This window comes from Sphingobacterium sp. UBA7855, assembly GCA_002500745.1.
Lineage (GTDB): Bacteria > Bacteroidota > Bacteroidia > Sphingobacteriales > Sphingobacteriaceae > Sphingobacterium.
This window is the reverse complement of record DLST01000012.1, coordinates 93444-107698: the sequence shown is the minus strand read 5'-3', so window position 1 is coordinate 107698 and position 14255 is coordinate 93444. Positions and strand designations below refer to the sequence as shown.

The following is a 14255-nucleotide window of genomic DNA, read 5'->3' as shown; positions in this document are numbered from 1 at the left end:
CACCTCCATATTCAGCCTAATTTTGACTTATCAAAAAAACAAAATTAGGTTGAATCATGAATAGAAAACAGCTTACCTTGGCATTGTTCCTCAGTTTGGGACTCGGTAGCGCAGAGCTCACCGAGGCGCAAACCAATGATTTTGGAAATCCAAAACTTACTCATTTCTTAAATAAGGAGCATACACGTTATATCAGCTTCAGCGGGTACGCCGAGCTGTGGGCGAGATATAGTCAGCTCAATCCGGGGAGTTTGGTAAACAATGAGTCTGTATCGAATGTATCTGATCTCTCTTTGCGGCGTATTAGGGCAAAGATGACTTACAAGCCTACTGAGAATTTACTGTTTGTATTACAGATGGGGCCGACCAATGTAAACGTCAATAGCAAGACGAATACGTATATGGATCTATTGGATGCCTATGCCGAATATAGCTTTAACCCAAAACTTGCCATCGGTGGTGGTCGTTCCACTTGGCGCGGTCTTTCCCGATTTACAACAGGACCACTTAATACGCTTCTTTACGATTTGCCTCTGTATGCGACATCCAATACTGGAGCTACCGATATGGTCGTACGTGAAATGAGCATTTATGCAAAAGGACAACTTGGCAAATTTGACTATAGGGTGGTACTTGCTGATCCATATTCCGCCGCCAGCGCTGATCCTAAATTAAATAAAGCCACCTTCAGCAAAAATGAAGCACGCAAAGATGTGTCAGGCTACTTCCGCTACGCATTTCACGATAAAGAGAGTAACGAAACGCCATTCAATTCGGGTACGTACCTCGGTAAAAAAGATGTGCTCAGCATAGGGGCTGGATTTGAGTATATGCACAATGCCCTTTGGCACCTGGATGAACAGCAGATGACCAAAAATGACGATATGCGCAATTTTGCGGCGGATATTATCTACGATGCGCCACTCGACAAAGAGAAAGGAACTTCGATTAGTGCCTACGGTATGGCTATGCACAGCGATTATGGTCCCAACTATCTTCGCTTTGCAGGTACAAACAACCCTGCGACAGGTATCGATGCGGCCAATGCAAGCCTGAATGGTGCGGGAAATAGCTTGCCAAATGCTGGCACGGGAAATACATTTTACGCACAGGTCGGCGGTACACTCCCTTATTTCAATCCATCCAAACATAATTTACAGCTGCAGCCAGCGGTTTCTGTACAAGTAGGGGAATACAAGGCATTGAAAGACAAAAGTCTAATTTATGACGCAGGTATTTCGCTACTGATGCACGGTAATAGCAGCCGGCTGACTTTTGATGCGCAAAATCGTCCGATCTATAATTTAAATGCTGCGGATCAAGCTGTGGTAACAGATCACAAGTGGGCATTTGTGCTTAAATATCGAATTGATTTTAATTAAATAGCAATAACATGAAAAGAAAAGATTTTATCCTTACACTAGGTACCGCCGGTGTCATGAGCTTTGCGGCAACCTCTTTGATAGCAAAAGAGAAAAAAGCGAAAACAAAAAAAGTGTATTTCCACTATTTGCTTTTTTGGCTAAAACCTGACTTGTCTGCTGAACAGGTAGAAGAGTTTAAACAGTTTTTTGAAGGTCTTAAAAAGCTTCCTTATGTCAAAAATGTACGTTATGGTAAGCCAGCTGCTTCTTCCCCAAGAGCGGTATTGGACAACTCGTTTACCTACAATGCATCCATGGAATTTGCGACATTGGAGGAACTAGAGGCTTATGGTAAACTACCGGGACACCTCGCCCTTGTCGCTAAATACAAACCCTATTTTGAACGGATGGTGGTGCACGATACGGTTTATGAATTCTAAAATTAAAACAACAAAATAATAATTTCAACCATTACAAAATGAAAATGATATCCAAATTAGCTATTACTTGCGTATTGGCAGCATCAAGCTTAACCGCCGTGAAAGCACAAGAAGGCCGTGGAAAAATTAAAGAGGTCAAAGTGGAAGCCGAAGGTGAAATGCCTGCGGTACGGTTAATCAACAACCCGGATGGAACCTGCTCGTTTCAAAAAGGCTTTATTCCAACACTGAAACACGCCAATACGAGTACATTTTGGACGAGCAATAAGACAGAAGAATGGGAAAAAAATGCTCATCCAGCTCCAAGAAGACAATATGTGGTTACGCTGAAAGGTAAAATCAGATTTAAAGTCAGCGATGGCTCAACTTTTTTAATCAAACCCGGAACAATTCTTTTGGCTGAAGATTTGAAAGGTACTGGGCATAGCTGGCAAATGGTTCATTCAAAAAGCTGGGAAAGATTGTATATCCCTATCAATGAGGGGGCTGATGATCTTTTCGTAGCAAAAAATGACTAACATTTATGTTGTGCCGCAGTCTGACCTGTGGCACAACATTGGCAGTAATTTTCCTTTGTATTTATGAGGACTTATTTTGAAGAGATTCCAAAGGAATAAAGCTATATAGCCCAATTTCAGAAAACTTTTCTGCAAAGCGGAGATTAAAATAGTTTAGAAAAATTACTTATTATTGCCATTGTATATAGTATACAAAGTAGTTTTACGATGAAACTAAAATCTCTCCTTGTTATTTTGGGCTTAAGCGTTTTTCTTTATTCTTGCAAAAACAAGAGTTTAATAAATTCCATTTGGAAAAATTGTGGAGATAATAGCGGGTTACAAGATATTCTTGTTTTTAACGATACGCATAATTTTGTGCGGAATGATACTGTCTATCTGAGGATGGCTATTGATTCCCCAATCGCTGTAATTAATCGGATTGATACCTATTATGGCGAAAGAAGATTATATCTAAAAAGGCTCTCTGATCAAAAAAACTATAGATTCTGTGAGCAGTAATAAAAAATAGAGCAGCCTAATGGTCACTTTATTTTGTAAAGCTATATCGAGAGATGTGGCTTTTTTACGTCAAAAGGGCCTGATTCTCATCAGACCCTTTCTCTTAGCGTTTATTTGTACAGTAATTTTTATGTTTCCTATCGTTTCCTCTTTTTTGTTTCGTCATCCAATGTTTTTAAAGACTATTGGATTTTCACTGTACGACGCCAATTTTTATGTTGGATTTTTCTTTCGAAAGGCTGCTTGTAGCCGCTTTGTATTGGAAGAACAATAGCCAGCTTAAAATAGTTTTATTATTTTTAATAATTGTAGTTTTAATTCAAGAAACTTATGCTGTTCGTGAAGTACAGGTGGGTCTAGTAAACATTCGCAGCATCCTTTGCTGTTCTCTTTTACGGATACCCGAAACGGCTGGTTTAACTTTACTGTTAAATGGGGCTTTCACTTACTAGAACTTTATGTTTTGCTCCCCATTTACTCAATTTTGCCCATATAGGAACCAGTTCTTTGGCAATTTCTGTCAACTCATAATCCACTCTTGGAGGTACTTCTGCATAAACGGTACGTTTTACCAAGCCATCCTTTTCCATTTCACGTAATTGGAGTGTAAGCATTCGTTCAGTAATTCCAATAATCTGATTGCGTAATTCGCTGAAACGCAATTTCCCATTTTCTAATTTGCAAAGAATAAGCAGTTTCCAACGACCACCAATTTTGCAAATGGCATAAGTCAGATCACAGCTTTCCATGATATAACTCTCATTCAACAAATTAGTCGAATTTTCTTTTCTTTTTCCCATTACTTACAAATTTGTTAGTACCATACAATTAGCTGTATACTATGCAAATTTATTGTTTCAAATTAATTTTGTTCCATCAAAATCAATAAACATGAGAAAAATTTTATTATCGATACTAATTCTGGGAACGATTTCATGTAAGACCACTAGCACAATCAAAAAGGAAACGACTATGCAACTGACACCAAAAATTAAAGAAATCTTAAGTCATTTAGAAAAAATACAGGTATTTCAAGGCAAAAACCCTTTAGATATAAGCCGTAAAAGTTATGATGCGATGGCTCAACAATTAAGTGGACCGAAAGAAGCTGTTTTCAGCATTGAGGAATTTAATATCCCTTCAAAAAATCACCAAATTCCTGTGAGATTATACCGCCCTAAAGGCAAAACATCAAATTCTTCTGCCATTATCTACATTCATGGAGGATGGTTTATTTCTGGTGGTTATGAAACTCATGATGCAATCGCTCGAAAATTGAGTAATGAAACGGAAGCAGTCCTCCTTTTTGTCGATTACCGTCTCGCACCTGAAAATCCTTTTCCTGCAGGACTAAACGATTGTAAAGATGCTACAGCATGGTTAATCAATAATGCAGAAAATCTTGGAATTGATGTTCAAAAAATCGGGGTCATTGGCGACAGTGCGGGTGGAGCTTTGGCAGCAGCCTTATCTCTTGAACACGGAAGTCAATTAAAATTTCAGGTTTTAATTTATCCTGCCTCTGATAACTCATTAAGTACAGCTTCCTGGGAAAATTATAAAAATGGTCCAATCTTAACTAGAGCGTGGGGATTACAGGCCTGGAATTGGTATTTAAAATCCAAAGAAGACAAGACAAATCCCTTAGCTGTTCCAGTTTTAATCAAAGATTTCAAAGAAACTCCAGAAACTCTCGTCATTTTAGCGCAACATGATCCATTAAGAGATGAGGGCGAGAAATTAGCCCAGAACATGAAAAATTCAGAAGTATCCGTTGAAAAAAGTTTATATAAAGACATGGTTCATGGCTTTATGCATATGGGAATTCTTTTGCCTGAAACACAATTAGCAACTCAAGAAATTGTTGAATTTATAACCAAAAAGTTAGAAAGATAGAATTTTAAGATGAAGAAGTACGCATACACAGGAGCATTAGGCTTTTTAGCTATTATAACAACTGAATTTGGTATCATTGGTATTTTGCCGCAAATAGCGGAGCATTACCAAATCGGCATTGATAAGGCTGGCTATCTGTTGGGAGGATTTGCGTTAGCGATTGCGCTTACTGGACCTTTTATGACCTTGTTGTTATCAGGATTTGACCGAAAGAAAGTGATGATGATAGCTATTTTTATTTTTCTGTTAACAGGAATTGTATCGTCATTTTCACCACCATTTTGGCTATTAATGCTTGTAAGGATATTACCTGCATTTTTACAGCCTGTTTATATCGCTACAGCTTTATCCGTAGCGGTTTCACAGGGTAATAAACGGAACGAAAATGAATTGATGAGTATCGTGTTCAGCGGTGTTGCTATTGCAATGGTAACAACTGTTCCGTTCGCTACTTATATTGCCAACATTTTTTCTTGGGAATATTCGTTTATAGTACAGGCTATCATCAGCATTGTGGCATTATTGGCTATTCACTTTGTATTGCCGGAAATGCCTGTGAGAGCAAAAAAATCTTATGGAAGTCAGTTAAAAATATTGAAAAAACCGATGTTCATTGTAAGTACATTAATGAAGTTCTTTATGATTGCGGCTTGGTTTTCCACTTATAGTTACTTTGCCGATTATCTAAATAAAGCCAAAGATATGGACGGAACCATGGTCAGCTATATGCTGTTTGTATTCGGTATTTTCGGTGTATTTGCTAATTGGACAGCCGGTAAACTATTAAACAAGAACATAACACACACAACTGTTTTTTTTCTTTCGGGGACTATAATAGTTCCTATACTCCTGCATTTTTCGGGAGGCAATACGATGGCTACAATTCTGGTAATCGTATTATGGGGTTTTCTATATTCTCCAAGTTTCCTAAATGCCTCTACTTATATGATTTCATCTGCACCAGAGGCGATGGAATTTGCCAATAGTTTGGCTACATCATTTGGCAACTTAGGCGTAACGCTAGGAACCACCGTAGGTGGTTTGATCATTGTGTCGAAGGGCGTACAGTTTACGCCCTGGATAACCGTTTTATTTGGTATGTTGGCTTTTTTTATGATCGGTCTAAGATCCCGATTGGAAAAGAAGCCAGCATAATCCAGACCTTAAAGGTCTGTGATACTGTTGATGCTGAAGTATGGTACAATCAGAACTGTTCTATATTCGTAAACTTTCACCTCCCCATTCCCGCCATTCACCGAGTTTTCTTGGTCATTAGTCTAAAGCCGATAGGTTAGGGGCGTATTGCGTTGTAGTTTTGAATCAACAAATAAGAAAAGATAAAAAAAACTAACACAATAAAATAAAGACATTATGAAAGCATCAGTAAAAACATTCGCAGCAGCAGCTTTAATCGCCGTATCCACTTTCGCTATGGCAGCTGAAGGACCTGGAGCAAAAGCAACAAAAACAAATGTTAACCTTTCCACAGCAGACTCGGCACTCGATCATTATGTTGCGGTAACTACAGAGGGAGAATCAGCAGGCGTAGAGCAGTTATTTGCTGCTGATTTTATTCAAAAGATCCAAGCTTCCAATACACAATCTAACAGCCGTATCGGAGTTGTCAAACTATTGAAAAAGCAAAAAGGAGAGAAGTTGAATTGTGCAGTAAGCACAGATATCCTCGAGGAATCGGCAGACTATATGGTGGCTAAAGTAACGTTGAAATTTGAGAACTTCACCAAAACAGATTTAGTTACCTTTGAGCGTGCGGGGAATGACTGGAAAGTATCCAAATCGATCAATTCGTATAAATAAGAGCCATCCCTTACAAGTATATAAATGTTGTAAAGCCACGTCGAGAGATGTGGCTTTTTTACGTCAAAAGGGCCTGATTCTCATCAGGTCCTTTCACTTATCGTTTATTTTGTACAGTAATTTTTATATTTCCTAACGGTTCTTCTTTTTGTTTCGTCATCCAATGCTTTAAAAGACAGTTGAATTTCCAAGGTGTACGTCAATGAAACATTGGTATTGCTAGCTATAATATCGATTTCAAATTTGTGTTGTTCAAACCTTTGTCTTCAAAAAATGCTTCGAATGGTATCCCATTAATTTTCTTTGTTTTATACCAAAGGTTCAGTTTTCTATTGAGCTGTTTATCGGGCATATAATTTAACTTGGCTTTTTTAAAATAGTCCAAAAAATTACCGTTTAATATACCATTGTCCCAATGGAACTCAAAATCTCCAATTCCTTCTACTGCATACCAATCATTACCTTTATTTAAACCGGCACTTTTTGTAAAAGGAATGTAAGGTTCATTTATCCAAAATCTATCTATAGCTATAGTTCGGCCTTGATTATTTAAATTTATGGTAGTATCTTTTATTATTCCCCCTTTTATTGTATTTAACTTTTCAGTAGAGAGATAATTTTGTTTTGAAAAATTCTTACTCTGCGGATATATTCCCGCTGCATTGGTTCTATAAGGCTCCATATAGCCATTACCAATAAAATAGGATTCAGTTAAGGTCTCGTTGTCAACTAGAAAATATTCATTTTTTCGCTTTATCACGATTTTATAATCCGTTCTTTTCAAGTTGAGTGATGGCGTCTCTGAAAAAATACCTAAAGGTGCATAAGTTGCATAAAATATATCTTTTGCTGTTGTTCGCAACAGGCTATCCAAAGTAATTATGTTTATCTCGTTGTTAGCAACGGCTTTCGAGATATTTTTTAGCTCAAATTTAGTCCTAGTTAGCGGCGTTATTGTAACTAAGATATCAACGGGCAAATTTTTCCCTTCACGCTCAAAGCTTATAAAATTCTGAAATACTTTTTGATTTGAACCATCAGTAATTATGTTTTTTTTGAACAGAAAATTATAAATAGTCAAATCTGGGAAATTGGTACTGTCGGATCCGATTTCTGCATATGTTCTTTTGCAGAATAAATGCCCATTCAATGAATCGGTTAGTTTGTCTTGATTAAATACAACATATTTGATTTGAGCAAAGCAGGTAGCAATAAGCTGAAATGCTGATACGGCTAAGAAAATAAATAAGATCATTATTTTGCGCATGATATATTTTAATTATTTAAGAATCCATTGCGTCCTATGACACAGTTGTTATTAAACTCCATTTTTTATTAGAATTTCGTTTTTATACAACATACAAGGTTTATATATGTCTTTAAAAGTAATTATATTTTTAAGATTGTTCAAAAAATTCTCCACACGAGCATAACTTTTGAATTTGAATTTGACCGTGTATGAAGAAGTGCTCGAAGTTCCGCCGGCCACCTGTCGGAGAGGGAATATTTGGATAATCTCTCTGTTCGTTCAATGGATAAGAATTTTCTCCCGTATACTGATTTTCTTATATTTGGAGTATCACTTTTAACAACGCCTAAATATCAATTTTATAATGAAATATCTTTTTGCAAGTCTATCAGTTTTGTTTTTAAACTTTGCACAAGCTCAAACCTCGATTAAGACAGAACTCTATATCATTGGAACTGTGCATGATTCCTCGGCTATTTTGAACCCGGGTATGCTATTTGAAATTATAGATAAGATCAGACCAGATATAATTTTGCAAGAAAATGATAGCGAACAGATGAAAGATTACGCAAAGGAAATCCGTCTAACTTCCAACGAGCAGACTGCTACATTAAGATATCTTAAAAAATATCCTGAGACACGCAATTTGCCATTCGAATTTGAGGGTAGAAATCAGTACCGAATAGATAGGGGGATGGTGCCGGCTGATTACCTTACCGTAAAGCTTATCGATAGCTTGTATCTTGTCGGTAAGTTAAGTGACAAAAATAAAGCCATCTATGAGAAATATAAAGAAGCGAATAATGCGCTGTTAAACTTTTCAAAAACAGATATAAAGACATTGAATTCAGTCGCTTTTGAAACTTTAAACAGATATAGACAAACTCTTCAGCATCATGAGATTCCCAAAATAGCTAATTCCGAAGTAATTTTTGAAGAGAAATATGTAGTAAAGCCAAATGGTCAAAAGATTTCTTACCGAGATGGTTATCAGCTTTGGTGTAATTTTTGGGATTTAAGAAATAATACAATGGCTATTAATATCATCAAACACGCTAATCAGTATAGTGGAAAAAAAATAGTTGTCTTGACTGGAGTACAGCACAAGTATTATTTAAAAGAACTGCTCGATAAATATCAAGATGGTAGTTATCGTGTTATTGAATACTTTCAATAACACGATATACATGTTGTGAAGCCATATCGCGAGATGTGGCTTTTTTACGTCAAAAGGGCCTGATTCTCATCAGACCCTTTCTCTTAGCGTTTATTTGTAAAGTAATTTTTATGTTTCCTATCGTTTCCTCTTTTTTGTTTCGTCATCCAATGATTATAAAGACTATTGGATTTTTACTGTACGACGCCAATTTTTATGTTGAACCTTTCTTTTGAAAGCAGCTTGTAGCCGCTTTGTATTGTAAGAAGATTCAATACCATCGATCGGATTTACTCTAAAATGGAGTATACGAAATAATCTATTTGTATATTCACCTCTACATTCCCGTCATTCACCGAGTTTTCCCGATCGTTGGTCTAATGACCATAGGCTAGGGGCGTATTGTGTTGTAGTTTTGAATCAACAAATAAGAACAACAGAACTAACACAACAAAATAAAGACATTATGAAAACTCTAGCAAAAACATTCGCAGCAGCAGCTTTAATCGCCGTATCAACTTTTGCAATGGCAGCTGAAGGACCTGACGCAAAAGCAACAAAAGTAAACATTAACCTTTCTACTGCAGATTTCGCTTTAGAGCACTATGTTGCAGTAACTACAGAGGGCGAATCTTCAAGTGTAGAACGATTATTTGCAGCTGATTTCAATCAAAAGATCCAAGCATTCAACGCGCAAAATCATAGCCGTAGCGAAGTGGTCAAGCTATTGAAAAAGCAAAAAGGAGAGCACTTGAACTGTGCAGTAAGCACAGCTATCATCGAGGAATCGGCAGACTATATGGTCGCTAAAGTGACTTTGAAATTTGAGAACTTCACCAAGACTGATCTGGTTACTTTGGAGCGTGTGGGCAATGACTGGAAAGTATCCAAATCGATCAATTCGTATAAGTAGTATCCAATAACTGGTGGTTTGCCAATAATGAAAGACAAACCACTAGTGAATCATATGTTTATTAAGGCCAGGTCGCGAGATCTGGCTTTTTTTGCGTTTGGAAATTTGGATTTAAATAACGAAAGGTTATTGTTTTTGCATAATTCCATATTTCTTATTTTGATCACCTTTGGCGTTTGCTCCCGCGTAGCTATCTAAAATCCGCATAGTGACCGCCTTTAGGGAACGTCCGAATTCCGTAGGATGATAACCCGGTCCAGTAAAAAATTCCACCTCATGATTGATTTTTGAATACCATACCCTTCCTACATCCTTGGGACCTAGGGTATCTGGTCTCGTTATTTTCACAAATCCCTCAAGTTTGTTTTTATCTAAGCCTATTACTTGATAAGGCTGTGTCTTACTCTGACAATCTATCTCAATATATTTTTCTCCATTCCAGCACATGCACTCTTCAGGCGTCAGAAAACGCACGATAGTTAATATTGCCAATACCAAAAGTGCTACACCTGAAAACCTCAATATAAGTTTGTTTTTTTTTAAAAATGGTCGGGGATAATTAAAATCGTCCATATTTTCCCGATTTTCCCTCATTTCATTTGAGTCGTTTTGAACTTTCAGATCGTCAATTAATTCTTCAGCTTTTTCTCCTTCCGGTTTATCCTTAAGTTCTTTGTTTTCACCCGCCAATGTGGAAATTATTGATGAACCTTGCGATGTTGGCTCTTTATCGCCGGTAGGAATTAAAGGGACATCTAGTTTATCAGTCAGTGATGAGCTTTTTTCTTCACCTATTGGCGGTGGATCTTTAGGTCCATCTAGTGTTGAACTATCATAGCTGTATCGGAATGGCCTCGGCTGGTAGTCTACGAGTATTGCGAGTAGCTTCACTACTCTGTCTTCGGGGTCCTGCGTAATGTTAAGGGCAAATTTCTGCAATGCCTTTAATGACCCAGTATTGTATTTCGCTATTGCTTCTTCCAAGTTCTTTTCTTTTTTATATGGATCAAAGAACTTTTGTAAAATTTCGATATCCTCGGGAGGCAAACCTTCGGATAATCTAACTAAGCAATAATCTCTTAGCTTGGCGGGCGAAGGATTAACTAATAAATCATCCAGCTCATGGTTGTTTTTCTTTGCCTCATATAGGGCAAGAACCTCTTCTTTAAATTTGGCAAATGTCGTTGGCATGGCATCAAAATTAAGCTAATTCTACACCGGAATTTACGGAATCCCGTAAGTCAATACATTCTTTATACATCGGAATTCATAGAATCTTTAGCATTTTATCGGACCTTTCGGACCTATCGGAATCATTTGATAAAAAGGGTTTTAACGGCTATAACTTTGTTCTCGAAGTCAGATGATGGATCGATTAAAATATAAACTAAGATACTAATCTGATTTCACAATGAGAAGATCTCGCGGTAGTCTTTAGCCGGTTTGGGAAGCAGCTTCTGCCTCCCGCGATTGACACTCTTACTTCCCAAAAAATTCAGAAGGCCTTCTGAAAATATTTGTAGCAATCCCGTGCATGGGGCACGGGACCTACCAAGTTTTTGACTTTTAATTTTTTGAGTTATGTGGAGTTTAATATTATATTTTTTATTTGGAATCGGTCAACCGTCTAATTCACAGCCTAGCGCAGGAACACCAACAGTACAAACGGCAGACACACCACCGCCAAATCCAGGTGATGGTGGAGATAAAGGAAATCCACCACCGAAAGGTTAATTTTAATAGTAGAAAAGAGAGTTGATGTAAATCACTCTCTTTTTTTAGTTGTAGTTGATTTAGATAAGTTTTTTGGATAAATTAGAAAAAACTTAGCCGTGCGAAAACTCATTTTATTCCTATTTTCCATTTTAGCTATATTCTCATGTTCTGATAAGAAACATGGCAAGCTAAAAGGGGAAAGTCGAAATTACTACTTAAAAGCGTTGTCATTCTATAACTTAGGAATGTATGATAGTTCGTTCGTTTACCTTGAATTGGCGAAAGAACAGGCATTTAAAGAAGGTGATAATTTGACGGTTGTAAGAAGTTTAATTCTTATTGGAATCAATGAATATGATCAGGGTGATTTTTTTGGGGCACAAGAAACATCTCTAAAATCAATCGAATTTCTAGAGAAGAGTAATTTAAAACAAGACACATTGTTGTCCTTTGCTTATAATACTATTGCTAATTCGACGGACGAAATGAAACAATATAATAAAGCTATCCCTTATTATCATCAGGCTATAAAATATTCAACTAATCCCGAAAATACATTAATGTATAAAAATAATCTTGCTGTCTGCCTAAGAAATGCTAAACGTTATGCGGAATCAATTAAGCTTTCCGAAGAAATCTTATCAAAAGTCCCGAGTGGAACAACGGACTACGCCAAGTTTTTAAATAATTTAGCCAAAACAAAATGGATGGCAGACAACAGCTACAATCCCGTACCGGATTATCATAAAGCTTTAACGATAAGGACTAGTCAAAAAGATCGTTGGGGTCAGAATTCAAGTTATGCGAGTTTAGCTAAATATTATGACCATAGAAAACCAGATTCATCTATTTATTATCTACATAAGCAATATGAAATAGCAACTGAAATAAATAGCGCAGATGATCAATTGAATGCCTTGAGAGGATTGATTCAATCAAATTCCTCCAATTCTCAACGTTATCTGTCGACCTATTTGGCACTCAACGACAGCATCCAACAGGCCCGCTCTGCCGCCAAAAACCAATTTGCGCTGATCCGTTATGAAGTTGAAAAAAATAAAGCCGATAACCTGCGGCTGGAAAAAGAAAATGCCGAAAAGCAGAACCGTCTTATACGACAACGCGCGATCACCGGTGCGAGTATTTTTCTACTTGTTTTAGTTGCCGGTGGAGGAACCCTTTGGTACAAACGACGCAAGCAGCGTCTTGAACTCGAAGCACAGAACCGGGTCAAAGAGACGCAGCTCCACCTTTCCAAAAAGATTCACGATGTCGTGGCCAATGGAATCTACCGCGTGATGTCGGAAATTGAACATGGCGATGAGGTAGACCGCGATGGTGTGCTCGATAAACTGGAAAATATGTACCATCAGTCGCGCGATATCTCGCACGATGTCGAACAGGAAACTATTACCGAGATACCTTATAACGAGCAACTGGCAAGCTTACTCAAATCCTTTGCCGCTGACCATCGGAAGATATTAATCGCCGGTAACAATGCCGAACAGTGGGACGATATTAGCAAACGTATTAAAGATGAAGTGAAGCATGTGCTACAGGAGCTGATGGTCAATATGAAGAAGCATAGTCAGGCAGAACAGGTCGTCATACGTTTTGACATATCAGACCAACAGCTTAACATATTCTATAAGGATAATGGTGTTGGAATCCCTGAAGAGAAATCGAAAGGAAAAGGTATAACAAATACGGTTTCCCGTATTGAAAGCCTCGGGGGTAAAATTACCTTTGTCAATGAACCGGGAAAAGGGCTCAATATCACGACCGTTATCCCATTATAAAAAGACAATAATGTATGTTTAAGAAAGTACTCATTGCCGAAGACCACGAGATAGCCAACATTTCTGTGCAGAAAACCTTGCACGACCTCGGTATTCACAATACCAAATACGTTTATTATTGCGACCATGCACTGACCTGGATCAAAAATGCGATCCGCGATGATGAACCATATGACCTACTCATTACGGATATAGAATTTGAAGATGATGATAGTCCGCAGGAGATAAAAGATGGGCTTTCACTGATCAAAGCTGTCAAGATTGTACAACCAGACATTAAGGTTATTGTCCTGACGGCCAAGGACCGTTCGTCCCTGATCAATGATATGTTCAAGAACAATGAGATTGATGGTCTTGTTCGCAAAGCGCGCCGCGATGGCCAACATCTGCGCGAGGCATTGCAAGCTGTTGATCAGAACCGAACGTACCAATCGCCCGACAGTAAAAAATTTATTCAGGAGCAGAACTCGCATGAATTTACGCAGTTTGACCTGCATATCATTAAACTCCTGTACGAAGGTGTTTCTCAAAAAGAGATGCCTGAATATCTGCAACAGCGTGATATTCGTCCGTCGAGCCTGAGTAGTATTGAGAAACGGCTCAACCTCATGAAGGATGTACTTGGATATACTAAAAACGAACAGCTTGTTGCATACTGTAAAGAATTAGGCTTCATATAAATAATCTCTTATATAGGATTACGGTTTTCCGTAAAGACTCTTGGGGGTATCGTGCTACCTTTGTGAAAGCAAGATAAATAACGAGGTAGGATTATTTGCTGAAAACGATATCTAATGCATTCAAGATATTTAGTGCCATATTTTAACCAATAAAATGATGAGAAAAGGCTATCGTAGGATAGCCTTTATTCGTTTCGTGATTATC

The 14255-nt window shown here is 37.7% G+C and carries 14 protein-coding genes; 11 read left to right on the top strand and 3 right to left on the bottom strand.

Going from position 1 to position 14255, the window contains the following annotated elements; all coding sequences use genetic code 11:
• The first annotated feature begins 56 nt into the window (after window positions 1–56).
• From B2107_RS10860 to B2107_RS10850, 3 genes are read left to right on the top strand one after another with little or no spacing between them, the layout of a single operon-like run.
• The gene (locus tag B2107_RS10860; protein ID WP_293955654.1) at window positions 57–1382 is read left to right on the top strand and encodes a hypothetical protein; all 1326 of its coding nucleotides are present in this window, start codon (window positions 57–59) and stop codon (window positions 1380–1382) included.
• Between the two features lie 11 nt (window positions 1383–1393).
• Window positions 1394–1804 (top strand): Dabb family protein, encoded by a 411-nt coding sequence (locus tag B2107_RS10855; protein WP_293955653.1) that lies wholly within the window; start codon window positions 1394–1396, stop codon window positions 1802–1804.
• A gap of 38 nt (window positions 1805–1842) precedes the next feature.
• The gene (locus tag B2107_RS10850) at window positions 1843–2322 is read left to right on the top strand and encodes a hypothetical protein (RefSeq protein WP_293955652.1); all 480 of its coding nucleotides are present in this window, start codon (window positions 1843–1845) and stop codon (window positions 2320–2322) included.
• A 929-nt stretch (window positions 2323–3251) separates the two neighbouring features.
• Here the strand turns inward: B2107_RS10850 and B2107_RS10845 are convergent.
• Window positions 3252–3623 carry a winged helix-turn-helix transcriptional regulator gene (locus B2107_RS10845; protein ID WP_293955651.1) on the bottom strand — a complete coding sequence of 124 codons (372 nt, stop codon included), beginning with the start codon at window positions 3621–3623 and terminating at the stop codon, window positions 3252–3254.
• Window positions 3624–3714: 91 nt separating this feature from the next.
• On the opposite strand from B2107_RS10845, the gene B2107_RS10840 reads away from it, so the two are divergent.
• From B2107_RS10840 to B2107_RS10830, 3 genes are all read left to right on the top strand, one after another.
• The gene (locus B2107_RS10840; protein WP_293955650.1) at window positions 3715–4719 is read left to right on the top strand and encodes an alpha/beta hydrolase; all 1005 of its coding nucleotides are present in this window, start codon (window positions 3715–3717) and stop codon (window positions 4717–4719) included.
• A 9-nt stretch (window positions 4720–4728) separates the two neighbouring features.
• Window positions 4729–5874: an MFS transporter gene (locus B2107_RS10835; RefSeq protein WP_293955649.1), complete on the top strand. Its 1146-nt coding sequence runs from the start codon at window positions 4729–4731 to the stop codon at window positions 5872–5874.
• Window positions 5875–6090: 216 nt separating this feature from the next.
• Window positions 6091–6537, top strand: coding sequence for a hypothetical protein (locus tag B2107_RS10830; protein WP_293955648.1), 447 nt, complete (start codon window positions 6091–6093; stop codon window positions 6535–6537).
• Between the two features lie 223 nt (window positions 6538–6760).
• Here the strand turns inward: B2107_RS10830 and B2107_RS10825 are convergent, their stop codons facing one another.
• A complete protein-coding gene (locus B2107_RS10825) occupies window positions 6761–7792 on the bottom strand; it encodes a hypothetical protein (protein ID WP_293955647.1) in 1032 nt (343 codons plus the stop codon).
• 358 nt (window positions 7793–8150) lie between these two features.
• On the opposite strand from B2107_RS10825, the gene B2107_RS10820 reads away from it, so the two are divergent.
• On the top strand, window positions 8151–8963 hold the full coding sequence (locus B2107_RS10820; RefSeq protein ID WP_293955646.1) for a hypothetical protein: 813 nt from the start codon (window positions 8151–8153) through the stop codon (window positions 8961–8963).
• Between the two features lie 445 nt (window positions 8964–9408).
• A complete protein-coding gene (locus tag B2107_RS10815; protein WP_293955645.1) occupies window positions 9409–9855 on the top strand; it encodes a nuclear transport factor 2 family protein in 447 nt (148 codons plus the stop codon).
• A gap of 126 nt (window positions 9856–9981) precedes the next feature.
• Here B2107_RS10815 and B2107_RS10810 read toward each other — a convergent pair whose 3' ends face one another.
• Entirely contained in the window at window positions 9982–11046 is a 1065-nt protein-coding gene (locus B2107_RS10810) for a hypothetical protein (protein ID WP_293955644.1), read from the bottom strand.
• Between the two features lie 390 nt (window positions 11047–11436).
• Here B2107_RS10810 and B2107_RS10805 point away from each other — a divergent pair, with 390 nt between their 5' ends.
• The 3 genes from B2107_RS10805 to B2107_RS10795 all read left to right on the top strand — a co-directional run bounded on the left by B2107_RS10805 (window position 11437) and on the right by B2107_RS10795 (window position 14050).
• Window positions 11437–11589, top strand: a complete 153-nt coding sequence (locus B2107_RS10805) for a hypothetical protein (protein ID WP_293955643.1) — start codon at window positions 11437–11439, stop codon at window positions 11587–11589.
• Between the two features lie 98 nt (window positions 11590–11687).
• Window positions 11688–13370, top strand: a complete 1683-nt coding sequence (locus B2107_RS10800; RefSeq protein ID WP_293955642.1) for a tetratricopeptide repeat-containing sensor histidine kinase — start codon at window positions 11688–11690, stop codon at window positions 13368–13370.
• 14 nt (window positions 13371–13384) lie between these two features.
• On the top strand, window positions 13385–14050 hold the full coding sequence (locus B2107_RS10795; protein WP_293955641.1) for a response regulator: 666 nt from the start codon (window positions 13385–13387) through the stop codon (window positions 14048–14050).
• Window positions 14051–14255: the final 205 nt, after the last annotated feature.

Excerpts from the sequence above, each read along its gene's own strand:
- B2107_RS10860 (WP_293955654.1), top strand. The coding sequence starts at position 57 with ATGAATAGAAAACAGCTTACCTTGGCATTGTTCCTCAGTTTGGGACTC.
- B2107_RS10855 (WP_293955653.1), top strand. The coding sequence starts at position 1,394 with ATGAAAAGAAAAGATTTTATCCTTACACTAGGTACCGCCGGTGTCATG.
- B2107_RS10850 (WP_293955652.1), top strand. The coding sequence starts at position 1,843 with ATGAAAATGATATCCAAATTAGCTATTACTTGCGTATTGGCAGCATCA.
- B2107_RS10845 (WP_293955651.1), bottom strand. The coding sequence starts at position 3,623 with ATGGGAAAAAGAAAAGAAAATTCGACTAATTTGTTGAATGAGAGTTAT.
- B2107_RS10840 (WP_293955650.1), top strand. The coding sequence starts at position 3,715 with ATGAGAAAAATTTTATTATCGATACTAATTCTGGGAACGATTTCATGT.
- B2107_RS10835 (WP_293955649.1), top strand. The coding sequence starts at position 4,729 with ATGAAGAAGTACGCATACACAGGAGCATTAGGCTTTTTAGCTATTATA.
- B2107_RS10830 (WP_293955648.1), top strand. The coding sequence starts at position 6,091 with ATGAAAGCATCAGTAAAAACATTCGCAGCAGCAGCTTTAATCGCCGTA.
- B2107_RS10825 (WP_293955647.1), bottom strand. The coding sequence starts at position 7,792 with ATGATCTTATTTATTTTCTTAGCCGTATCAGCATTTCAGCTTATTGCT.
- B2107_RS10820 (WP_293955646.1), top strand. The coding sequence starts at position 8,151 with ATGAAATATCTTTTTGCAAGTCTATCAGTTTTGTTTTTAAACTTTGCA.
- B2107_RS10815 (WP_293955645.1), top strand. The coding sequence starts at position 9,409 with ATGAAAACTCTAGCAAAAACATTCGCAGCAGCAGCTTTAATCGCCGTA.
- B2107_RS10810 (WP_293955644.1), bottom strand. The coding sequence starts at position 11,046 with ATGCCAACGACATTTGCCAAATTTAAAGAAGAGGTTCTTGCCCTATAT.
- B2107_RS10805 (WP_293955643.1), top strand. The coding sequence starts at position 11,437 with ATGTGGAGTTTAATATTATATTTTTTATTTGGAATCGGTCAACCGTCT.
- B2107_RS10795 (WP_293955641.1), top strand. The coding sequence starts at position 13,385 with ATGTTTAAGAAAGTACTCATTGCCGAAGACCACGAGATAGCCAACATT.